Genomic DNA, 19,650 nt, shown 5'->3' on the forward strand with positions numbered 1-19,650 from the left:
CCGGGAGGGGCAGCCCGCGGAGCAGACAACGCAACCTTCTACGATTTTCGGGGCTCGAACTGATGAAAGCCGGTCGTTTCAAGCAGTGGGCAGTGGGTGTCGCCGCGATGGCGGTGCCGGTCCTTGCATTTGCTCAGGCGGCCGATCCCAAGCCGTGGCAGTTGAACATGGGCCGCGGCGTCACCGCGCAGTCGGTCAACGCCTACGAAGCCCACATGATGGCGCTGTGGATCTGCGTGGTGATCGGCATCCTGGTGTTCGGCGCGATGGCCGTGGCGATGTTCAAGTTCCGCCATTCCAAGGGCGCGGTGCCGGACAAGGACTTCACCCACAGCACCAAGCTGGAAATCATCTGGACCGTGGTCCCGGTGGTGCTGCTGGTGGCCATGGCGTTCCCGGCGACCAGCAAGCTGATCAAGATGTACGACACCCGCGAATCGGCGATGACCGTCAAGGTCACCGGCTACCAGTGGATGTGGAAGTACGACTACCTGGGCCAGAACGTCTCGTTCACCAGCCGCCTGGACCGCAAGAGCGACACGCTGCGCCAGGGCAAGAAGACCGTCACCCAGGCCGACCACGAGCATTACCTGCTCGACGTCGACAATGTCCTGGTGCTGCCGACCGACACCAAGATCCGCTTCGTGATCACCGCCGACGACGTCATCCACGCGTGGTGGGTGCCGGCGCTGGGCTGGAAGCAGGACGCGATCCCGGGCATCGTCAACGAAGCCTGGACCGAGATCAAAGCGCCGGGCGTGTACCGCGGCCAGTGCGCCGAACTGTGCGGCAAGGATCACGGCTTCATGCCGATCGTCGTGCGCGCCGTGCCCAAGGCCGAGTACCAGCAGTGGCTCGCCGAGCAGCAGGCCAAGAACGCTCCGGCCGCGGCGCCCGCCGCTCCGGCCGCGCCGGCCGCAGCCGCTCCGGCGCCCGCGACGGCCGGCAACCAGAACACCGACGCCACGGCCGCTCCCGCGGTCGCCGGCTGATCGTCAAAGCATTCTCAGAGGTAGGCCATGGCAGCCACGCACCCCGTCGCCGATCATCACGATGATCATCACGCCCACCAGCAGGGCTTCATCGAGCGTTGGTTCTTCTCGACCAACCACAAAGACATCGGCACGCTGTACCTGATCTTCAGCTTCGTGATGTTCATCATCGGCGCGGGCATGTCGGTGATCATCCGCGCCGAACTGGCGACGCCGGGCCTGCAGCTCGTCAATCCCGAGTTCTTCAACCAGATGACCACCATGCACGCGCTGGTGATGATCTTCGGCGGCGTGATGCCGGCCTTCGTCGGCCTGGCCAACTGGATGATCCCGCTGCAGATCGGCGCGCCGGACATGGCGCTGCCGCGCATGAACAACTGGTCGTTCTGGATCCTGCCGTTCGCCTTCAGCCTGCTGCTGATGACGCTGTTCCTGGACGGCGGCGCGCCGGCCGGCGGCTGGACCCTGTACCCGCCGCTGTCGCTGCAGGGCGGCAACAACGTCGCCTTCACCATCTTCGCCATCCACATGATGGGCATCAGCTCGATCATGGGCGCGATCAACGTGATCGCGACCGTGCTCAACATGCGCGCGCCGGGCATCGACCTGCTGAAGATGCCGATCTTCTGCTGGACCTGGCTGATCACCGCGTTCCTGCTGATCGCGGTGATGCCGGTGCTCGCCGGCGCCGTGACCATGCTGCTGACCGACAAGTTCTTCGCCACCTCGTTCTTCAACGCGGCCGGCGGCGGCGACCCGGTGATGTTCCAGCACATCTTCTGGTTCTTCGGTCACCCCGAGGTCTACATCATGATCCTGCCGGCCTTCGGCGTGGTATCGGAGATCATCCCGACCTTCAGCCGCAAGCCGCTGTTCGGCTACCAGGCGATGGTGTACGCGACCGCCTCGATCGCCTTCCTCTCGTTCATCGTGTGGGCGCACCACATGTTCACCGTCGGCATGCCGCTGGGTGGCGAGATCTACTTCATGTTCGCGACCATGCTGATCGCGGTCCCGACCGGCGTGAAGGTGTTCAACTGGGTCACCACCATGTGGCGCGGTTCGATCAGCTTCGAATCGCCGATGCTGTGGGCGATCGCGTTCGTGATCCTGTTCACCATCGGCGGCTTCTCGGGCCTGATGCTGGCGATCGTGCCGGCCGACTTCCAGTACCACGACACCTATTTCGTGGTCGCGCACTTCCACTACGTGCTGGTGACCGGCGCGCTGTTCTCGATCATCGCCGCGGTCTATTACTGGTGGCCGAAGTGGACCGGCCGCATGTACAACGAGACTGCCGCCAAGTTCCATTTCTGGTGGACGATCGTGTTCGTCAACCTGCTGTTCTTCCCGCAGCACTTCCTGGGCCTGGCCGGCATGCCGCGCCGCATCCCGGACTACAACGTGGTGTTCGCGGACTGGAACCTGGTCAGCTCGATCGGCGCCTTCGGCATGTTCCTGACGCCGTTCATGATGCTGGGCATCCTGTGGCATTCGAAGAAGTACGGCGCCAAGGCCGAAGCCCGTTCGTGGGAAAGCGCCAAGGGCCTGGAGTGGACCGTGCCGAGCCCGGCGCCCCACCACACCTTCAGCACGCCGCCGGTGATTCGCGATGGCGATCTGGCGCATGGCGACATCACCCACTGAGGCTTACGCCGCAGTAAGGAGCTCGGAGAACATTGCTTCGGATTGATGCGGATTGCATCCCACAACCCCGCCTACTCCGCTGCGCGGAGCAGGCCGCCCCCTTAACTTAAGGGGGCTCTTGGGGCCTTACGCATAAGTAGCTCGAGAAACACTGCTTCGGATAGATTCGGATTGCATGCCATACCCCGCCTTGCTCCGCTGCGCGAAGCAAGGCCGCCCCCTAACTCAGGGGGCTCCAAGGCCGGCCTTCCGGGTACTAGGAAACGTATGAACAAGACGCCTGACAACTCGGATATGGACGCGCGCCGCAAGAGCGCGCGGCGTACCGCATTGTGGGCGGCGGCGATCGCGGTGGCGGTCTACGTGGTGTTCCTCCTGAGCAACATCGGCGTGGCCGCGAAATGAGCGCCGGCAGCGACGATCGCAGCAAGAAGAACACCGCCGGCCTGGTGAAGCTGGTGCTGGTGGCGCTGGCCGCGTTCGCGTTCACCTTCACCCTGGTGCCGCTGTACCGCATCGCCTGCGAGAAGGTGTTCGGCATCCGCCTGGAGCGCACCGCCGCCGAGAGCGTGAACGAGGCCCGGACCAAGGGCGCGCGCATGGTCACCGTGCAGTTCGACGGCGGCGTCAATTCCAAGCTGCCGTGGTCGTTCCATCCCAACCAGGTCACCATGCAGGTGCGCCCGGGCCAGCAGTACGAAACCACTTACTACGCCCACAACGACAGCGATCGCACCATCGTCGGCAGCGCCGTGCCGTCGGTCGCGCCTGCGCGCGCGTCGGGCTATTTCAGCAAGACCGAATGCTTCTGCTTCACCGCGCAGACCCTGGCGGCGGGCGAGAAGCGCGACATGCCGGTGCGTTTCATCGTCGATCCCAACCTGCCGGCCGACGTCAACACGATCACGCTGTCGTATACCTTCTTCAAGAACGATGTGCTCACTGCGCAGCAGCAGGGCTCGGCGGCCAAAACGCCGACGTCGCCGCTGTCGGCGCCGTGATCCCGGTTCCGCCGCGCACGCCCCTTCATCAGTACCGAACCTAACGGAACGCCGCCATGGCCCAAGCACACACGCCAGACGCCAACACCTACTTCGTGCCGCACAGCAGCCGCTGGCCGTTCCTCGGTTCGATCGCCCTGTTCACCACCATGATCGGCATCGCCAGCTGGCTCAACGAAGTCAGCTGGGGCAAGCCCACCTTCTTCGTCGGCCTGGCCCTGATGTGCGGCGTGCTGTTCGGCTGGTTCGGCGACGTGATCCGCGAGTCGGTGCGCGGCCACTACAACCGTCAGGTCGACATCTCGTTCCGCATGGGCATGATGTGGTTCATCTTCTCCGAGGTGATGTTCTTCGCGGCCTTCTTCGGTGCGTTGTTCTACGCCCGCCAGTTCGCGCTGCCGTGGCTCAGCGGCGAAGGCGACGGCGTGATGACCAACAGCCTGCTGTGGAGCGGTTATGCCGCCGGCTGGCCGACCAACGGCCCGGGCGCCGTGGGCGGCGTGTTCGAGACCATCCCGGCCTGGGGCCTGCCGCTGCTCAACACCATGATCCTGCTGACTTCGGGCATCACCGTGACCATCGCGCACCACGCGCTGAAGGCCGGTCACCGCAAGCAGCTGCTGGTGTTCCTGGGCCTGACCGTGGCCCTGGGCTGCCTGTTCCTGTTCTACCAGGCCGAGGAGTACATCCACGCCTACAAGGAACTCAACCTGACCCTGGGTTCGGGCATCTACGGTTCGACCTTCTTCATGCTCACCGGCTTCCACGGCGCGCACGTGACGCTGGGCACCCTGATGCTGGCGATCATCTGGTTCCGCTGCCTGAAGGGCCATTTCGACAAGGACAACCATTTCGCGTTCGAAGCGGTGGCCTGGTACTGGCACTTCGTCGACGTGGTCTGGCTGGGCCTGTTCCTGTTCGTCTACGTGCTTTGACGGCCGGGATTCGGGAATAGGGATTCGGGATTCGCAAGGGCGAAGACCGAATCCCTACGCCAAAGCAGAAAGCGACGGGCTTGCCGTCGCTTTTGCTTTTAGCGAATCCCGAATCTGCAATTCCGAATCACGGATTCCGGCCGATGCCGTGCGGCTGGATCCAGCCCATCTTGATCGACAGGACGATGATCAGGATCAACGCGACGGATAGCGCGATGCGGCGGGTCAGCGCGTTCACGGTGCGCTTGCTCTGCCCCTTGTCCACGAGCATGTAGTAGAGGCCGGCGCCCAGGTTCCAGAGAATGACGACCAGGAACGCAATGATCAGCAGGGTCTTGAGCGAGTCGTTCATGGCGGCCTCCGCGCGCGATACCGCGAAAGCCGGATTATCGCAGTCCGGCCGGAGGATGTCGTGAGCCGCCGGCGCAACCTCGTGGTCGGCTGGACCCTGGCGCTGCTGACGATCGCCGCCTTCGCCAGCCTGGGCCTGTGGCAGTCGCGGCGCGCGGTCGAGAAGCAGGCCATGCTCGATGCCTCGGCGCGGGTGCTGGCGCAGCGCCGTCCCGGTTCGCTGGCCTTGGCCGCCGATCCGGCACGCAGCCGCGATTACGACTGGGCCGTCGGGCGCGGCCGATTCGACGCGCGCGGCGCCCTGCTGCTGGACAACCAACAGCGCAACGGCCGCGCGGGCGTGCGCGCCTACCGCATCTTCGTGCCCGAGCAGGGCGAGCCGCTGCTGGTCGATCTGGGCTGGTTGCCGCTGGACGGCCAACGCCGCTTCCCGACGATCGAGCGCCCGCAGGGAACGCTGGAGCTGCGCGGCCTGCTGGTGCCGCCGCCCTCGACCGGCATCGCGCTGGGCCCCGCGCTCGGCGCGCAGGGCGACGGCTGGCTGATGACACGTGTCGACATCGCCGCGATCGCGCCCGGCGTCGGCCTGTCGGTGCCGCTGGCGCCGCGCGTGCTGCGTCTGGATCCGGCCCTGAGGCTGGGCTACGAGCGCGACCTGGAACTGCTCGCCAATACCCTGCCGCCCGAGCAGCACCGCGGCTATGCGCTGCAGTGGTTCGCGCTGGCCGCGGCGGTGCTGGCCACCGCCTTGATACTCACTTTCCGGACGTCCCGCCGATGAACCTTCCCGATCCCGCCCGAGATCCCGCACGCAACCGCAATCGCCTGATGTTGCTGGCGATCTGCGCGCTGTTCTTCGGCAGCATGTTGATCGCCGGCGCGCTGCGCTTTTCGGGCTGGCGCCCGCACGGCATGAAGAACCACGGCGAGCTGGTGGAGCCGCCGGCGGACCTGCGCCAGGTCGTGCCGCGCCTGGCCGACGGCAAGGCCTACGAATGGAATCCGGCCGAGCGCGTGTGGCGCATCGCGCTGGCACCGCCGGCAAGCTGCACCAGCGAATGCGCCAAGCTCGCGCGCGAGTTGGACACGGTTTGGCGCTTGTTCGGCAAGGACGCCGATCAGGTCCACCTGCTGTGGATCGGCCAGCCGCCCGCCGGCGCGCCGCATCCGGCCGCGCTGCGCATCGTGCGCTCCACGCCGCAGCTGCGCGCGGGCCTGCCGCGCGTGGACGATCCCAAAGGGGTGCCGGTCTACGTGATCGACCCGAACGGCTTCGTGATTCTGCGCTACGCTCCCGGCTTCGACCCGGCCGGCCTGCGCGCGGATATGTCCAGGCTGCTGAAACTGATGTGATCCGAACCGATTGGATACGAACCGATCGGATCCGGCCGCGGGCCGCCATGGCGCCCGCGTCCAGCCGTAACCGAGTCAACCGCAAGAGTTCCGCATGAACGTGACGTTCAAACCGACCTGGTACCGCAACTTCCACCGCATCGCCTGGCTGGCGGTGGCGCTCGCCCTGTGCGTGATCGTGTTCGGCGCGTTCGTGCGCCTGTCCAACGCCGGCCTGAGCTGCCCCGACTGGCCGACCTGCTACGGGCGCGCGGCGTGGCCGACGGCCGCGCACGAGGCCAGCGATCACGTCGCCACCGCGATCCGTCCGGTCGAGGTGCACAAGGCCTGGCGCGAACAGTTCCACCGCATGATCGCTTTTGTGCTTGGTTTGTTGACCCTGACGCTGGCGCTATTGGCCGCGCGGCGGCGTCGTTATGGCATGGCGCAGGTGATTCTGGCGGCGGCGTTGGTAGCGGTAGCGGTTGTGCTCTACATAAAGGGCCATCACGCATCGGCTTCGGTACTGGCCGCAGCAGGCGAGGCTGTGCTGCTGTTTGCGGCGCTGCGCTGGAACAACAGCGACCTGTCGCGCGTGGCCGCACTGGCACTGATGGTCATCGTGTTCCAGGCCCTGCTGGGCATGTGGACCGTGACCTGGCTGCTCAAGCCCATCGTGGTCATGGGCCATCTGCTCGGCGGCCTGCTCACTTTCTCGCTGTTGCTGTGGATGGCCTGGCGCGCGACCGACCTGCCGATCCGGCTGGCCGAAGCGGTCACCGTGCGCAGGCTGCTGATCGCGGGCATCGTCCTGCTCGGCGTGCAGATCGCGCTGGGCGGCTGGACCAGCGCCAACTATGCCGCGCTCGCCTGCGGCAACGACTTCCCGACCTGCGTCGGCCAATGGATGCCCAAGCACGACTTCCGCGAAGGCTTCGTGCTGTGGCGCGGCATCGGCGTGGATTACGAAGGCGGCATCCTCGACGGCGAGGCGCGCATCGCGATCCAGCTCGCGCATCGGGCGATGGCGGCGGTGGTGTTCGTCTATTTGCTGGGCCTGGCGATCAAGCTGCTGCGCACGCCGGGCATGCTCGGTTGGGGCGCGCTGCTGGCGCTGCTGACCCTGGCCCAGGTCGGCCTGGGCATCGCCAACGTCAAGCTCAGCCTGCCGCTGACCGTCGCGGTGCTGCACAACGCCGGCGCGGTGCTGCTGTTGTTCGTGCTGGTATCGCTGCTCGCGCGCGTGCGCGCCCCGGAGCACTGAGCATGGCCGCCGCCCGCGCCAGCCTGCGCCAGTACTGGGACCTGACCAAGCCGCGCGTGGTCGCGCTGATCGTGTTCACCGCCCTGGTCGGCATGCTGCTGGCGGTCGACGGCGTGCCCACGGGCGAGGAGACCCTGCGCGGCCTGCTCGGCTTCCTCGGCATCTGGCTGGCCGCGTCCAGCGCCGCGGCGATCAACCAGCTGCTGGACTCGCGCATCGACGCCAAGATGGCGCGCACCTCCTGGCGCCCCATCGTCGCCGGCCAGATCACGCCGACCCAGGCGCTGGTGTTCGCGCTGATTCTGGCCGCGCTGTCGATGGCGATCCTGCTGTTGTGGGTGAATCCGCTGACCGCGGTCCTCACCTTCGCCTCGCTGATCGGCTATGCGGTGGTCTACACCGTCTTCCTCAAGCGCGCGACGCCGCAGAACATCGTGATCGGCGGCATCGCCGGCGCGGCGCCGCCGGCGCTGGGCTGGGCCTCGATCACCGGCACCCTGGATCCGCACGCGCTGCTGCTGGTGCTGATCATCTTCGTCTGGACGCCGCCGCACTTCTGGGCGCTGGCGATCTTCCGCCGCGAGGACTACGCGCGCGCGATGGTGCCGATGCTGCCGGTCACCCACGGCGTGCAGTACACGCGCTGGCAGATCCTGTTCTACACCGTGCTGCTGGTGGCGGTGACCGTGCTGCCCTGGGCGACCGGCATGAGCGGCCTGTTCTATCTCGGCGGCGCGCTGGTGCTGGGCGCGGTGTTCCTGGGCTATGCCTGGAAGCTGATGGACCCGCCCGACGAGCTGTACGCGATGAAGGTGTTCAGCTACTCCATCGTTTATCTGATGGCCCTGTTCGCCTTCCTGCTGGTCGACCATTGGCTGCTGCCGCTGATGCAGCCGGCGCCGCTGTTCGAACTGCAGCCGGTGGCCTGACGATCGGGCTTCAGCCGCCGCAGCGCGGCGGCCAATCCGGATCCGCGCCAGGCCGCAGGTCGGCCAGGAACAGCTCGCCGGAATCGCGCTCGTTGGCGGCCTGACCGAACAGCAGCCGATCGCCCTTGGGCGACAGCAGCGGGCCGACCTGGAACACGTCCGCGCGCGCGGGTATGCGTCCGCGCGCGACCCAGCGCTGGCCTTCGCGCGCGAACCGATACAGATGCGAACGCCCGTCGCCACGTTGGCCGACCAGGATCAGCTGGCGGCCGTCGCGCGACACCTCGACCTCGTATTCCTGTTCGGCGGTGCTGATCGGCGGACCGACCACGGCCGCGTCCCAGCCGCCGTCCTGGCGCGGCGTGGCCAGATAGATATCGGTCTGGCCCGGGCCGCCGGGGCGCGAGGAGCCGAAGTACAGGCGCCCGTCCGCGGTCTCGCGCGGCAGCAGTTCGGATGCGGACGAATTCACCGGCGCCGGCAGGCGTTGCGGCGTGGACCAGGCGCCGGCGGCGTCGCGCCGCACCATCCAGATATCCAGATCGTCTGGGTTCGTGCCCTGGCGCGAAGACACGTAGTACAGGCGCCGGCCGTCGTGGCTGACGAAAGGGTCGGCTTCCTGCGCGTCCGGCGGGCCCGCGAAGGGCGGTGGCGCCGGCGCGCTCCAGCCGTCGCGCTCGCAGCGCGACATCAGCAAGCGGTAGCGGCCGAAGACGCGGTCGCTGCGCATGAAATACAACTCGCGGCCGTCCGGCGTGAACGCCGGCGAGGATTCGTACTGATCGCTCGCGATCGCGGCGGGCGTCCACGGCCGTGCGTGCGTGCGCGGTTCGCCGGCGTGACAGGACAGCGCGAGCAGCGGGAGCAGGCACAAAGCCAGGCGCGGAAACGGTGGTCGCATCGCGGCATGCTCGGGCGGCACCGGTGCGCCCTGGTGGCGTCAGGCTAACGCGGATAAACCGGTAAAACAAGTTTTAAAGGTTATGATCGGTCCCGATCCCAAACGAGGGCGGACGATGGACAGGAGAGGCTTCTGCGCGGCGGCATGCGCGCTGCCGTTGACGGTCGCGACGGCGAAGGCGGGACGGCGCAGCTATGCCGTCGCCGACGGCACCTACGCCCAGGCCGCGGAGGTGCGTGCGCCGCAGCGGCTGCTGTTCGTGAGCGGGCAGGTGCCGGCCGACGCCGAGGGCGAGGTGCCGGCGGATTTCCGCGCCCAGTGCAGGCTGGCCTGGCGCAATGTCGGTGCCCGGCTCGAGGCCGCGGACATGGCCTACGAACATCTGGTCAAGGTCACCGTCTACCTGGCCCGGCGCGAGGACCGCGACGCCGCGCGCGAGGTGCGCCAGGAAGTGCTGGGCCGGCTGGCGCATCCGCCCGCGCTGACCGTGGTGGTGGCCGAAATTTACGACAGCGCCTGGCTGCTGGAGATCGAGGCGATCGCGGCGGCATGATCGCGTCGGCCCAGGCCGGCGAGGGCGGCGGAACTCGCCGGACCGGGCGGACGATGCGCCGAATCGGTCGATCGCACGGCGGCGGACTGGGCTAGAGTCTGGGCGACGCACCATGGAGGGCAGGCATGATCGACAGACGCGAGTTCATCGGCGCCGCGGGACTGGCCGCGCTGGCCGCCGCCAGTCACCCCGTGTTCGCCGCCGCGGCCGCGCCGCCGCGCTGGAAGCCGTATCGCGACACCCTCGCGATCGATGCGCTGGGCGGCACCGAACTGTTCTATCTCAAGCCCGACGACCCGGGCGTGCCCAAGGCCTTGCAGGCGCTGCGCGAATGCGGCCTGAGCGGGATCATGGCCAGCCCGGCGCCGTACGGGCGCTATTGGTACACCGACCAGGCCTACGCGGATACCAAGCAACGCGTCGAGGAATGGAAGGCGGCGATTGCGCGCTATCCCGACGCCATGCTGCTGGTGCGCGACGGCGCCGATCTCCGGCGCGCCCAGCGCGAGCGCCTGGTCGGCATGATCTTCACCTTCCAGGGCACCGAGCCCCTGGGCGAGGACGTCGAGCGTATCGCCCAGTTCCGCGAGCAGGGAGTGCGGGTGATGCAGCTCACCCACAACCGCCGCAACCTCGTCGGCGACGGCTGCATGGAGCCCGGCAACGCCGGCCTGAGCAACTTCGGCCATCAGGTGGTGGAGCGGCTCAATGCCGAGAAGATGGTGGTGGACCTGGCGCACGGCTCGCAGCGCACCATCCGCGAGGCCATCCTGGCCTCGAAGGCGCCGGTGCTGATCGGGCATACCGGCTGCCGCGCGCTGTCGGATGTGCCGCGCATGGTCCACGACGCGGAACTCAAGCTGCTGGCCGATCGCGGTGGCGTCGCCGGCATCATTTTCTGGCCCTATCTGCGCGAGCAGGGCCAACAGACCTCCGCCGATGTGATCCGGCATATCGAGCACGCGATCAAGGTCTGCGGCGAGGATCATGTCGGCATCGGCACCGACCTCAACCTGACCGCGGTCGATATCACGCCCGAGTACGTGAAAGAAAACACCGAGATGATCAAGGGCATGATCGAGGACGGCATCTTCGAGCAGGGCCGCGACCCCAACCTGTTGCTGTTCGTGCCCGACCTCAACACCGCCGACCGCTTCGAGACCCTGGCTGCGATGCTCTCGGCGCGCGGGCACTCCGACGCGCGCATCGCTAAGATCCTCGGAGGCAACTTCGCCCGTGTCATGACCGAGGTGTGGGGATGATCGATCGTCGCGGTTTTCTGATCGGCGCGGGCAGCCTCGCGCTCGCTGGCCTGGCCCGCAACGCGCAGGCCTTCGCGCTGCCGCCGCGCTGGGCGCCCTACGCCGATACCTTCGTGCTCGACGCCTGCGGCACCATCGGCCGTCAGGACCACAAGGGCGATGCGCCGCTGAGCGCGCTGGAACTGGGGGATCTGCGCGAGTCGGGCTTGAGCGCGCTGCAGGTCACGGTCGCGCCGGTCGGGCACTACAAGGACGCGTTCGAGCAGAGCATCGAGCAGATCGCGTCCTGGGACGACGAGATCGCGCGCCATCCCGAACAGCTGCTGCTCGCGCGCACCGGCGCGGATCTGCAGCGCGCCCAGAGCGAGCGCAAGACCGCGATGATCTACGGCTTCCAGGACACCACGCCGATCGGCGAGGACCTGGACCGCATCACCGTGTTCCATCGCAGCGGCGTGCGCGTGGTCCAGCTGACCTACAACCTGCGCAACCTGGTCGGCGACGGTTGCCTGGAGCCCGGCGACGCCGGCCTGAGCAAGTTCGGCCACAAGCTGGTCGAGGCCTTGAACGAGAAGAAGATCGTGGTCGACCTGGCCCACAGCGGCCGCCGTACCGCACTGGAAGGCATCGCGGCCTCGAAGTCGCCGGCGGTGATCAGCCACACCGGCTGCGCCGCGCTCGCCGACGTGCCGCGCAACAAGACCGACGCCGAACTGCGTGCGGTCGCCGAACGCGGCGGCGTGGTCGGGATCTATCTGATGCCGTTCCTGCGCCTCAAGGGCCAGCCGATGGCGGCCGACCTGATCGCGCACCTGGAGCATGCGGTCAAGGTCTGCGGCGAAGACCACGTCGGCCTGGGCAGCGACGGCACGGTGGCGGCGACCCAGCTGACCGCGGAATACAAGCGCGATCACCGCAAGTTCATCGCCGAGCGTCGTGCGCTGGGCATTTCGGCGCCGGGCGAGGCCGACGACGTCTACCTGATCCTGCCCGACCTCAACCACCCGCGCCGCTTCGAGACCCTGGCCGCGATGCTGTCGGCGCGCGGGCACTCCGATGCCCGCATCGGCAAGATCCTGGGCGGCAACTTCAAGCGCGTGATGAGCGAAGTCTGGGGTTGAGTCTGCCGCGTGGCGGCGATGGTGCGGTTATCGCCGCACCCCGCGGCTCGTCACGAAGCAGGGTGTGGCGAGCAGCAGGCGCGCCGCACCGTCGCCGGCCCGCGCGGCCTCAGAGCGCCGGGCCGGAATACCCGGAAATCTGCGCGCGCAGCGCGCGCGCATCCTGCAGCAGGCGCGCGATCTCGGCGCGCTCGTCCGCGTCCAGCGCCGAGGGGCCGAGTTCGCGCAGCTTGTCGGCGATCTCGGCCTGGCGCTGCTCCACCGCCTGCAGCTCCAGCTGGCTCATGGTGCCCAGGAAGTAGCGGTTGATGACCTGCTCGTCGCCGACGAAGCTGCCCGCGGCGAGCTTCTGCAGCGCCTTGGCTTCCTCGCGCTCGGCGAAGTGTTCGATCAGCGCGCCGGTGTTGATGTCCGGGCGCGACACCACCAGCGCGACGATCTCGGTCAGCAGCTCGATGCCGTTCTGGCGCAGCGCGGCGAAACGGTAGGGCGGCTGCAGTTCCAGCGCCAGCGCCGGTTGCTGCAGCAGCAGTTCGATCGCCGCGCGCACCAGCGAGCGCTTCTGTCCGGGCGCGTTGGCGCCCGCGCGCGCGCGCTGCGCGGGCACGTGGGTGTCCGGCGCGCTGGCGCGCGCGCCGACGCCGGTGAGTTCGGTCAGGCGCTGGCGCATCAGATCGCCGAAGGCGCCGTCGGGGATCTGCGCCAGCAGCGGTTTGGCGCGCTCGGCCAGCCGGCCCTTGCCTTCCAGGGTGCCCAGGTTGACGTCGGCGGCCAGCGAGTCGAACAGGAACTGCGACAGCGGGGTGGCTTCGCGCAGGCGTGCGTCGAAGCCCTCGGCGCCTTCCTTGCGCACGATCGAATCCGGATCCTCGCCCTCGGGCAGGAACAGGAAGAAGGCCTGGCGGCCGTCCTTCATGCGCGGCAGCACCGACTCCACCGCCTTCCAGGCCGCGCCGCGTCCGGCGCGGTCGCCGTCGAAACAGAAATAGACGTCGGCGGCGTTGCGGAACAGCAGCTCGGCGTGGTCGGGCGTGGTGGCGGTGCCCAGGGTGGCCACCGCGGTGTCGACGCCGTGCTGGAACAGCGCGACCACGTCCATGTAGCCCTCGACCACGATCAGGCGCGGGATCTTGTTGTGGGCCTGGCGCACCTGCCACAGACCGTACAGCTCGCGGCCTTTGTGGAACAGCTGGGTCTCAGGCGAATTGAGGTACTTGGGCCCGTCTTCCTTGTCGAGCACGCGCCCGCCGAAGGCGATGGTGCGGCCGCGCCGATCCAGGATCGGGAACATCACCCGGTCGCGGAACTTGTCGTAGACGCGGCCGGTGTCGTTCTTGGAGAACAGGCCGGCGCGCTCCAGCAGTTTCATCCGCCGTTCGTCGGTGCCCAGCGCGTCGCGCAGCGCGTTGAAACCGTCGGGCGCGTAACCGATCGCGAAGCGTTCGCGGATGTCGGCGCTGACGCCGCGGCTGTCCAGATAGCCTTGGGCCTTGCCGCTGAGCCCGTACTGCTTCTGGAAGAAGCGCGAGGCCGCCTCGACCGCGGCGTAGAGATCGCGGCTGTCGGAATCCTCGTTGCGCTGGAGGGTGTCGCGCGGCACTTCGACGCCGACGCGCTTGGCCAGTTCCTCGACCGCGTCGAGGAACTCGAGGCGGTCGTAGTTCATCAGGAAGCTGATCGCGGTACCGTGCGCGCCGCAGCCGAAGCAGTGATAGAACTGCTTGGTCGGCGAGACCGTGAACGAGGGCGAACGCTCGTCGTGGAACGGGCAGCGCGCCGAATATTCCTTGCCCTGGCGCTTCAACGGGATGCGCGCGCCGATCAGCTCGACGATGTCGGAGCGGGCGAGGAGGTCGTCGATGAAGGCGTCGGGGATGCGGGCCATCGGAGGGCTAGGATGCCATGGGGGTCGGGCGAAAACGACAAAGCCGGGCGGACCCGGCTTCGTCTGGCTGGGACCTTCAGTCCCTAAAAGTAGTGGTCGCGTTCGGAACCTTCATAGCGGCCGCTGTGCAGACAGCAGTACCTTGAACCTCCGAGCGGACCCGCATGGGCAGGGATCGTTGCGGCCCAGCTTCTCGAGCAATTCCTTGTCCGAGTGAACCACCCGGTCGCCGCGTTTGACGCGGGTCTCGGACGGGTAACCTTTGCGACGCTTACGGGTGATCTCGAAAGCTCACGTCGTGGGGGCGATGGCGCTTCATGGTGCACCTCCTTGCAGGGGCCCGGTCGGGCCCAAACCTTTACTTGCTGAGACGCTGTTTCACCAGCGCCGACACCTGGCCCATATCGGCCTGGCCGGCCAGCTTGGCCTTGAGCGGGCCCATCAGCTTGCCCATGTCGGCCGGGCCGGCGGCGCCGCTGCCTTCACCGAGCACTTCGGCGATGGCGGCCTCGATCGCGGCCAGGATCTCGGCTTCGCCGAGCTTGGCCGGCACGTAGCGCTCGATCACCACGATCTCGTCGCGCTCGACCGCGGCCAGGTCCTCGCGCGCGGCGGCCTCGTACTGGCTGACCGAATCGCGGCGCTGCTTGACCATCTTGTCGAGCACGGCGATCACGGCGGTGTCGTCGAGCTCGATGCGCTCGTCGACTTCCTTTTGCTTGATCGCGGCGTTGATCAGGCGGATCACGCCCAGGCTCTGCTTGTCGCCGCTCTTCATCGCGGCCTTCATGTCGTCGGTGAGTCGTTGCTTGAGGCTCATAAGGGCAGGGATTCGAGATTGGGGATTCGGGATTGGCAAAAGGCGCAGGGTGGCTTCAGGGGGCTTTTACGAATCCCGAATCCCGAATATCCAATCCCGGCTTCAAACGCAAAAAGCCGGCGGCGCAGGGCGCGGCCGGCTCCTTGGTCATCCCTCGCTGGCCCCGTCCACGGACGGTGGGGCTGCGCGGGATGCGCGATCAGTACAAGCGCTGGCGCTTGGTGACGTCGCGCGAGGCGCGGCGCGCCTGACGCTTGACCGCAGCAGCGGCCTTGCGCTTACGCTCCTGGGTCGGCTTCTCGTAGAACTCGCGCTTGCGGGTCTCGGCCAGAACACCGGCCTTCTCGCAGGTGCGCTTGAAGCGGCGCAGGGCAAACTCAAAGGGCTCGTTTTCGCGGACTTTGACGCTAGGCATACGTAATCTCGGATTCAGGGACCGGCCCGTACAGACCGGGCGAGCCGTGCATTATAGCGGTGGGGCTGCGGAAGGTGCAACATAGCGCCCCATGAAGGCGAAATCCCCAGCAACGCCGGGCTTTTCATGAAGGTCCTCGGCATCGAAACCAGCTGTGACGAGACCGGAGTGGCGGTCTACGACACCGCCACCGGGCTGCGCGCGCACGCACTTTACAGCCAGATCGCCCTGCATGCCGAATACGGCGGCGTGGTCCCTGAATTGGCCAGCCGCGACCACGTGCGCAAGCTGCTGCCGTTGATCCGCCAGACCCTGGATGAATCGGGCTTGCGGGTCTCGGACCTGGACGGGGTGGCCTACACCGCCGGGCCGGGCCTGGTCGGGGCCCTGCTGGTCGGGGCCGGGGTCGCGCGCTCGCTGGCCTGGGCCCTGGACCTGCCCGCGGTCGCGGTCCACCACATGGAGGGCCACTTGCTGGCGCCGCTGATGGAGGACGACCCGCTGGGCCGCCCGCAGCCGCCGTTCGTGGCCCTGCTGGTCTCCGGCGGGCATACCCAGCTGGTCGCGGTCGAGGCCATCGGCCGCTACCGCCTGCTCGGCGAGACCCTGGACGACGCCGCCGGCGAGGCCTTCGACAAGACCGCCAAGCTGATGGGCCTGCCCTATCCGGGCGGCCCGCAGCTGGCCGCGCTGGCCGAACGCGGCCAGCCCGGCCGCTACAAATTCTCCCGGCCGATGACCGACCGGCCCGGCCTGGACTTCAGCTTCAGTGGCCTCAAGACCCAGGTCCTGCTGACCTGGCGCGACAGCGACCAGGGCGAGCAGACCATGGCCGACATCGCGCGCGGCTTCGAGGACGCGGTGGTCGAGACCCTGGCGATCAAGTGCGAGCGCGCGCTGGACGCGGCCGGCTGCGACACCCTGGTGGTGGCCGGCGGCGTCGGCGCCAACAAACGCCTGCGCGCACGCCTGGCGCAGATGGCCGAGCGTCGCGGCGGCCGGGTCGCGTTCCCGCGCCCGGCGTTCTGCACCGACAACGGCGCGATGATCGCCTACGCCGGCGCGCTGCGCCTGCAGGCCGGCCAGCACGAGGGCGCGGCGGTGATGGTCACGCCGCGTTGGGACATGGCGCAGTTGCCGGCGGTTTAAAAAGCTCGGGAATCGGGAATGGGGAATCGGGAGTCGTTAAGGGCAGGGTGTTCGCTTGCCGTGTCGGTTCGCCACCGCCGGCGCTTGCGCGCTAAAGTCACTGGATCCCCGCTTTCGCGGGGATGACGGTTTTGCAGCGGCGCAGGCAGCTTGACCTCCGCCGCTTCCGACCCTCGACCCCCGCTTTTCCGAATCCCCAATCCCCAATCCCGGCTCTTATGGACCACGTCTTCATCGAAGGCCTCGAAATCGAGGCGCTGATCGGCATCTACGACTGGGAGCGGCGCATCCGCCAGCCGCTGGTGTTCGACTTGGAAATGTCGTTCGACAACCGCATCCCGGCCGCCAGCGACGCGATCGAGGACACCTTGAACTACAAGGCGGTCAGCAAGCGCATCATCGAGTACGTGTCGCAGTCGGACTTCGGCCTGGTCGAAACCCTGGCCGAGCGCGTGGCCGCTATCGTGATCGAGGAGTTCGGCGTGCGCCGGGTCCGGCTCAAGCTCAGCAAGCCCGGGGCGGTGCGCGGCGCGCGCGCGGTCGGGGTTTCGATCGTGCGCGAGCGCGCCGGCGACTGAGTCGCCGCGCTACCCACTTCTCCGCCCCGCCGCCGGCCGGGCGTACCGGATACCGCGATGGGCAAGGCCTACCTCAGTCTCGGCAGCAATCTCGACGCCGCCACCCACCTGCGCGGCGCGATCGCCGCATTGCGCGAGCGCTTCGGCGAGGTGGTGCTGTCGCCGGTCTACCGCACGCGCGCGGTCGGCTTCGACGGCGCCGATTTCTACAACAGCGCGGCCATCGTCGACAGCGAGCTGGAGCCGCAGGCGCTCAACGACTGGCTGCACGCGCTGGAAGATCGCCACGGCCGCGACCGCAGCGGGCCGCGTTACAGCGACCGCACCCTGGACATCGACCTGGTCCTGTACGACGACCGCGTGCTCGAAGGCCCGGGCAACCTGCGCATTCCGCGACCGGAACTCAAGCACGCCTTCGTGCTGCGGCCGCTGGCCGACATCGCGCCGGAGCTGGTGGTGCCGGGCGACGGGCGCAGCCTGGGCGAGCTGTGGCGCGCGCATCCGGATTACGCGCAGCCGGCGGTGGTGGCCGACATCGGCGAGGGATCGGACGCGCCGGCGTAGCGATCCGACGGCCGCGCCGAGCTTTCATGGGCGGTCACATTCGCCGCCTCGCCCCGGTCCAAGCATTGGAGCGCGCGCGCCGCCGGTCGGCGCGCGGGCGCCAGCGCTTGCGATGTGCCGAGTTTGGCCTGAGCATGCGTCCATTCATCCAAGGGGGATCGCACGATGTTCGAAAAGTTTTCGCGTAGCTGGGGCCTGGTGAAGGCGAGCGCGGGCGTGCTGCGCTCGGACAAGGAACTGATGCTGTTCCCGGTCCTGTCCAGCGCGGCCACGCTGCTGGTGCTGGCGACCTTCCTGGTGCCGATGTTCGCGCTGCGCCTGTTCGAGAACGGCGTCGGCGTGGGCGGGATCGTGTTCGGCTTCCTGTTCTACTTCTGCCAGTACAGCGTGATCATCTTCTTCAACTGCGCCCTGGTCGGCGCGGCCATGATCCGCCTGGACGGCGGCGATCCGACCCTGCGCGACGGCTTCAACGCGGCCAAGTCGCGCCTGCCTGCGATCCTGGGCTACGCCGCGATCGCCGCCACCGTGGGCCTGATCCTGCAATCGCTGAAGGACCGCGACAACAACTTCATCGTGCGCATGATCGGCTCCGGCCTGGGCGCGGCCTGGACCCTGGCCACCTTCCTGGTGGTGCCGGTGCTGGTCAGCCAGAACGTGGGCCCGATCGAAGCGCTCAAGCGCAGCATCGGCCTGCTCAAGCAGACCTGGGGCGAGAACGCGATCGGCAACGTCGGCATCGGCGCGGCGTTCGGCCTGATCATGTTCGCGGTGATCGCGATCGGCGCGCTGCTGGCCTTCGCGGCGGCGCAGGTCTCGGTCGGCCTGGCCATCGCGGTCGGCGCGGTGTTCGTGATCGCGGTGCTGCTGCTGGGCGTGTACCAGGCGGCGCTGGCCGGCATCTACTCGGCGGCGCTGTACCGCTACGCCACCGAGGGCGAAGCCCCGGAAGCCTTCCGCGCGCTGGAACTGCAGACGGCGTTCAACCCCAAGTAAGACGCCTTGCTCCAAAGCCCCTCTCCTAACAGGGAGAGGGGTTGGGGGAGAGAGGGTTCGGCGCGAGCGCGCAGCTTGAACCTCACCTCGGACCCTCATCCGGCCCTTCGGGCCGCCTTCTCCCACAGGGAGAAGGGAATAGCGATGGCGCGGCGCCTAATCCGCCAGCAAACGCCCACCGTCCACCCGCAGCACCTGCCCGGTGGTGTAGCGCGCCTCGCGCAGCAGCCAGCGCACCGCTTCGGCGATTTCCTCGGCGCTGCCGGTGCGGCCCAAGGGCGTGCGCGCCAGCATCGCGGCCTTGGCCGCTTCGTCCTTGACCCCGCCGTCGGTGCCGGCTTCCGGCCACAGGATCGCGCCCGGCGCCACTGCGTTCACCCGTACTTCGGGCGCCAGCTCCAGCGCCAGCGCGCGCGTGGCCATGACCAGCGCGGCCTTGGCCATGCAGTAGAGGCTGTGGTCGCGCAGCGGGCGCTCGGCGTAGATGTCGACCAGGTTCACGATCGCGCCGCGCGCGGCCTTCAGATGCGGCGCGGCGGCCTGCGCCAGGAAGAACGGCGCGCGCGCGTTGCTGGCGAACAGCGCGTCCCATTGCGCGGGCGTGGCGGCGCCGATCGGCGTCGGCGCGAAGCCCGAGGCGTTGTTGACCAGCGCGTCCAGGCGACCGTAGCGGCCGACGGTGCGCGCGACCAGTTCCGGCAGGCGGTCGAACTCGGCCAGGTCGGCCTGCAGGCTCAGCGTACTGCCCGGACGCGCGGCTTCCAGTTCGCCCGCGAGCGCGGCCATGGCCTCGCCGGAGCCGCGGTAGTGCAGGGCCAGGTCGTAGCCATCGGCGTGCAGCGCGCGCGCGATCGCGGCGCCGATGCGCTTGGCGCTGCCGGTGATCAGGGCGACGGGGGCGGCGGTAGTGGCGGGCATAGGCGTGTCTATGAGGTCAGTAACTAGTGCAAAGTAA

At 68.1% G+C, this 19,650-nt stretch carries 22 protein-coding genes; 16 read left to right on the forward strand and 6 right to left on the reverse strand.

From position 1 onward, the window contains the following. Nucleotides 1-107: 107 nt before the first annotated feature. The 5 genes from coxB to V1318_RS10445 all read left to right on the forward strand — a co-directional run bounded on the left by coxB (nucleotide 108) and on the right by V1318_RS10445 (nucleotide 4,575). Complete coding sequence (gene coxB, locus V1318_RS10425; RefSeq protein ID WP_332939836.1) at nucleotides 108-992, forward strand: cytochrome c oxidase subunit II; 885 nt, start codon at nucleotides 108-110, stop codon at nucleotides 990-992. Between the two features lie 27 nt (nucleotides 993-1,019). Then, a complete protein-coding gene (gene ctaD / locus V1318_RS10430) occupies nucleotides 1,020-2,639 on the forward strand; it encodes a cytochrome c oxidase subunit I (RefSeq protein WP_332939596.1) in 1,620 nt (539 codons plus the stop codon). 267 nt (nucleotides 2,640-2,906) lie between these two features. Continuing rightward, nucleotides 2,907-3,044: a hypothetical protein gene (locus V1318_RS10435; protein ID WP_332939597.1), complete on the forward strand. Its 138-nt coding sequence runs from the start codon at nucleotides 2,907-2,909 to the stop codon at nucleotides 3,042-3,044. Beyond that, nucleotides 3,041-3,640: a cytochrome c oxidase assembly protein gene (locus V1318_RS10440; RefSeq protein ID WP_332939598.1), complete on the forward strand. Its 600-nt coding sequence runs from the start codon at nucleotides 3,041-3,043 to the stop codon at nucleotides 3,638-3,640. Before V1318_RS10435 ends, V1318_RS10440 begins: the two co-directional genes overlap by 4 nt. 56 nt (nucleotides 3,641-3,696) lie before the next feature. Then, nucleotides 3,697-4,575: a cytochrome c oxidase subunit 3 gene (locus tag V1318_RS10445; protein WP_332939599.1), complete on the forward strand. Its 879-nt coding sequence runs from the start codon at nucleotides 3,697-3,699 to the stop codon at nucleotides 4,573-4,575. Nucleotides 4,576-4,702: 127 nt separating this feature from the next. On the opposite strand, the gene V1318_RS10450 is transcribed toward V1318_RS10445, so the two are convergent. Beyond that, nucleotides 4,703-4,927, reverse strand: coding sequence for a twin transmembrane helix small protein (locus V1318_RS10450; protein WP_332939600.1), 225 nt, complete (start codon nucleotides 4,925-4,927; stop codon nucleotides 4,703-4,705). A 60-nt stretch (nucleotides 4,928-4,987) separates the two neighbouring features. On the opposite strand from V1318_RS10450, the gene V1318_RS10455 reads away from it, so the two are divergent. From V1318_RS10455 to cyoE, 4 genes are all read left to right on the forward strand, one after another. After that, nucleotides 4,988-5,707, forward strand: coding sequence for an SURF1 family protein (locus V1318_RS10455; RefSeq protein WP_332939601.1), 720 nt, complete (start codon nucleotides 4,988-4,990; stop codon nucleotides 5,705-5,707). Beyond that, nucleotides 5,704-6,279 carry a hypothetical protein gene (locus tag V1318_RS10460; protein WP_332939602.1) on the forward strand — a complete coding sequence of 192 codons (576 nt, stop codon included), beginning with the start codon at nucleotides 5,704-5,706 and terminating at the stop codon, nucleotides 6,277-6,279. The genes V1318_RS10455 and V1318_RS10460 overlap by 4 nt, the downstream gene beginning before the upstream one ends. 94 nt (nucleotides 6,280-6,373) lie before the next feature. Continuing rightward, entirely contained in the window at nucleotides 6,374-7,522 is a 1,149-nt protein-coding gene (locus tag V1318_RS10465; RefSeq protein ID WP_332939603.1) for a COX15/CtaA family protein, read from the forward strand. Nucleotides 7,523-7,524: 2 nt separating this feature from the next. Then, on the forward strand, nucleotides 7,525-8,451 hold the full coding sequence (gene cyoE / locus V1318_RS10470) for a heme o synthase (RefSeq protein WP_332939604.1): 927 nt from the start codon (nucleotides 7,525-7,527) through the stop codon (nucleotides 8,449-8,451). A gap of 10 nt (nucleotides 8,452-8,461) precedes the next feature. Here cyoE and V1318_RS10475 read toward each other — a convergent pair whose 3' ends face one another. Continuing rightward, nucleotides 8,462-9,352, reverse strand: coding sequence for a hypothetical protein (locus V1318_RS10475; protein WP_332939606.1), 891 nt, complete (start codon nucleotides 9,350-9,352; stop codon nucleotides 8,462-8,464). Between the two features lie 82 nt (nucleotides 9,353-9,434). On the opposite strand from V1318_RS10475, the gene V1318_RS10480 reads away from it, so the two are divergent. The 3 genes from V1318_RS10480 to V1318_RS10490 all read left to right on the forward strand — a co-directional run bounded on the left by V1318_RS10480 (nucleotide 9,435) and on the right by V1318_RS10490 (nucleotide 12,288). Beyond that, entirely contained in the window at nucleotides 9,435-9,905 is a 471-nt protein-coding gene (locus V1318_RS10480) for a RidA family protein (protein WP_332939607.1), read from the forward strand. Nucleotides 9,906-10,030: 125 nt separating this feature from the next. Next, on the forward strand, nucleotides 10,031-11,167 hold the full coding sequence (locus V1318_RS10485; RefSeq protein ID WP_332939608.1) for a membrane dipeptidase: 1,137 nt from the start codon (nucleotides 10,031-10,033) through the stop codon (nucleotides 11,165-11,167). Beyond that, nucleotides 11,164-12,288, forward strand: coding sequence for a membrane dipeptidase (locus V1318_RS10490; RefSeq protein WP_332939609.1), 1,125 nt, complete (start codon nucleotides 11,164-11,166; stop codon nucleotides 12,286-12,288). The genes V1318_RS10485 and V1318_RS10490 overlap by 4 nt, the downstream gene beginning before the upstream one ends. A 109-nt stretch (nucleotides 12,289-12,397) precedes the next feature. On the opposite strand, the gene dnaG is transcribed toward V1318_RS10490, so the two are convergent. From dnaG to rpsU, 3 genes are all read right to left on the reverse strand, one after another. Beyond that, nucleotides 12,398-14,173: a DNA primase gene (dnaG, locus tag V1318_RS10495; RefSeq protein ID WP_332939610.1), complete on the reverse strand. Its 1,776-nt coding sequence runs from the start codon at nucleotides 14,171-14,173 to the stop codon at nucleotides 12,398-12,400. Nucleotides 14,174-14,531: 358 nt separating this feature from the next. Continuing rightward, a complete protein-coding gene (locus V1318_RS10500) occupies nucleotides 14,532-14,993 on the reverse strand; it encodes a GatB/YqeY domain-containing protein (protein ID WP_332939612.1) in 462 nt (153 codons plus the stop codon). 199 nt (nucleotides 14,994-15,192) lie between these two features. Beyond that, a complete protein-coding gene (rpsU, locus tag V1318_RS10505) occupies nucleotides 15,193-15,408 on the reverse strand; it encodes a 30S ribosomal protein S21 (RefSeq protein WP_031371286.1) in 216 nt (71 codons plus the stop codon). A gap of 126 nt (nucleotides 15,409-15,534) precedes the next feature. Between rpsU and tsaD the strand changes: the two genes are divergently transcribed. The 4 genes from tsaD (at nucleotide 15,535) to V1318_RS10525 (ending at nucleotide 18,695) form a co-directional block, all read left to right on the forward strand. Beyond that, a complete protein-coding gene (tsaD, locus tag V1318_RS10510) occupies nucleotides 15,535-16,557 on the forward strand; it encodes a tRNA (adenosine(37)-N6)-threonylcarbamoyltransferase complex transferase subunit TsaD (protein ID WP_332939613.1) in 1,023 nt (340 codons plus the stop codon). 218 nt (nucleotides 16,558-16,775) lie between these two features. Then, nucleotides 16,776-17,135 carry a dihydroneopterin aldolase gene (gene folB, locus V1318_RS10515; RefSeq protein WP_332939615.1) on the forward strand — a complete coding sequence of 120 codons (360 nt, stop codon included), beginning with the start codon at nucleotides 16,776-16,778 and terminating at the stop codon, nucleotides 17,133-17,135. Nucleotides 17,136-17,192: 57 nt separating this feature from the next. Further along, nucleotides 17,193-17,699, forward strand: a complete 507-nt coding sequence (gene folK, locus V1318_RS10520) for a 2-amino-4-hydroxy-6-hydroxymethyldihydropteridine diphosphokinase (RefSeq protein ID WP_332939616.1) — start codon at nucleotides 17,193-17,195, stop codon at nucleotides 17,697-17,699. A gap of 165 nt (nucleotides 17,700-17,864) precedes the next feature. Then, complete coding sequence (locus tag V1318_RS10525) at nucleotides 17,865-18,695, forward strand: DUF6159 family protein (protein ID WP_332939617.1); 831 nt, start codon at nucleotides 17,865-17,867, stop codon at nucleotides 18,693-18,695. 156 nt (nucleotides 18,696-18,851) lie between these two features. On the opposite strand, the gene V1318_RS10530 is transcribed toward V1318_RS10525, so the two are convergent. Continuing rightward, entirely contained in the window at nucleotides 18,852-19,613 is a 762-nt protein-coding gene (locus V1318_RS10530; protein ID WP_332939618.1) for a pteridine reductase, read from the reverse strand. Nucleotides 19,614-19,650 lie beyond the last annotated feature (37 nt).

The organism is Lysobacter sp. CCNWLW3 (assembly GCF_036697405.1).
Classification (GTDB): Bacteria; Pseudomonadota; Gammaproteobacteria; order Xanthomonadales; family Xanthomonadaceae; genus Lysobacter.

Excerpts from the sequence above, each read along its gene's own strand:
- coxB (WP_332939836.1), top strand. The coding sequence starts at position 108 with ATGGCGGTGCCGGTCCTTGCATTTGCTCAGGCGGCCGATCCCAAGCCG.
- ctaD (WP_332939596.1), top strand. The coding sequence starts at position 1,020 with ATGGCAGCCACGCACCCCGTCGCCGATCATCACGATGATCATCACGCC.
- V1318_RS10435 (WP_332939597.1), top strand. The coding sequence starts at position 2,907 with ATGAACAAGACGCCTGACAACTCGGATATGGACGCGCGCCGCAAGAGC.
- V1318_RS10440 (WP_332939598.1), top strand. The coding sequence starts at position 3,041 with ATGAGCGCCGGCAGCGACGATCGCAGCAAGAAGAACACCGCCGGCCTG.
- V1318_RS10445 (WP_332939599.1), top strand. The coding sequence starts at position 3,697 with ATGGCCCAAGCACACACGCCAGACGCCAACACCTACTTCGTGCCGCAC.
- V1318_RS10450 (WP_332939600.1), bottom strand. The coding sequence starts at position 4,927 with ATGAACGACTCGCTCAAGACCCTGCTGATCATTGCGTTCCTGGTCGTC.
- V1318_RS10460 (WP_332939602.1), top strand. The coding sequence starts at position 5,704 with ATGAACCTTCCCGATCCCGCCCGAGATCCCGCACGCAACCGCAATCGC.
- V1318_RS10465 (WP_332939603.1), top strand. The coding sequence starts at position 6,374 with ATGAACGTGACGTTCAAACCGACCTGGTACCGCAACTTCCACCGCATC.
- cyoE (WP_332939604.1), top strand. The coding sequence starts at position 7,525 with ATGGCCGCCGCCCGCGCCAGCCTGCGCCAGTACTGGGACCTGACCAAG.
- V1318_RS10475 (WP_332939606.1), bottom strand. The coding sequence starts at position 9,352 with ATGCGACCACCGTTTCCGCGCCTGGCTTTGTGCCTGCTCCCGCTGCTC.
- V1318_RS10480 (WP_332939607.1), top strand. The coding sequence starts at position 9,435 with ATGATCGGTCCCGATCCCAAACGAGGGCGGACGATGGACAGGAGAGGC.
- V1318_RS10485 (WP_332939608.1), top strand. The coding sequence starts at position 10,031 with ATGATCGACAGACGCGAGTTCATCGGCGCCGCGGGACTGGCCGCGCTG.
- V1318_RS10490 (WP_332939609.1), top strand. The coding sequence starts at position 11,164 with ATGATCGATCGTCGCGGTTTTCTGATCGGCGCGGGCAGCCTCGCGCTC.
- dnaG (WP_332939610.1), bottom strand. The coding sequence starts at position 14,173 with ATGGCCCGCATCCCCGACGCCTTCATCGACGACCTCCTCGCCCGCTCC.
- V1318_RS10500 (WP_332939612.1), bottom strand. The coding sequence starts at position 14,993 with ATGAGCCTCAAGCAACGACTCACCGACGACATGAAGGCCGCGATGAAG.
- rpsU (WP_031371286.1), bottom strand. The coding sequence starts at position 15,408 with ATGCCTAGCGTCAAAGTCCGCGAAAACGAGCCCTTTGAGTTTGCCCTG.
- tsaD (WP_332939613.1), top strand. The coding sequence starts at position 15,535 with ATGAAGGTCCTCGGCATCGAAACCAGCTGTGACGAGACCGGAGTGGCG.
- folB (WP_332939615.1), top strand. The coding sequence starts at position 16,776 with ATGGACCACGTCTTCATCGAAGGCCTCGAAATCGAGGCGCTGATCGGC.
- folK (WP_332939616.1), top strand. The coding sequence starts at position 17,193 with ATGGGCAAGGCCTACCTCAGTCTCGGCAGCAATCTCGACGCCGCCACC.
- V1318_RS10525 (WP_332939617.1), top strand. The coding sequence starts at position 17,865 with ATGTTCGAAAAGTTTTCGCGTAGCTGGGGCCTGGTGAAGGCGAGCGCG.
- V1318_RS10530 (WP_332939618.1), bottom strand. The coding sequence starts at position 19,613 with ATGCCCGCCACTACCGCCGCCCCCGTCGCCCTGATCACCGGCAGCGCC.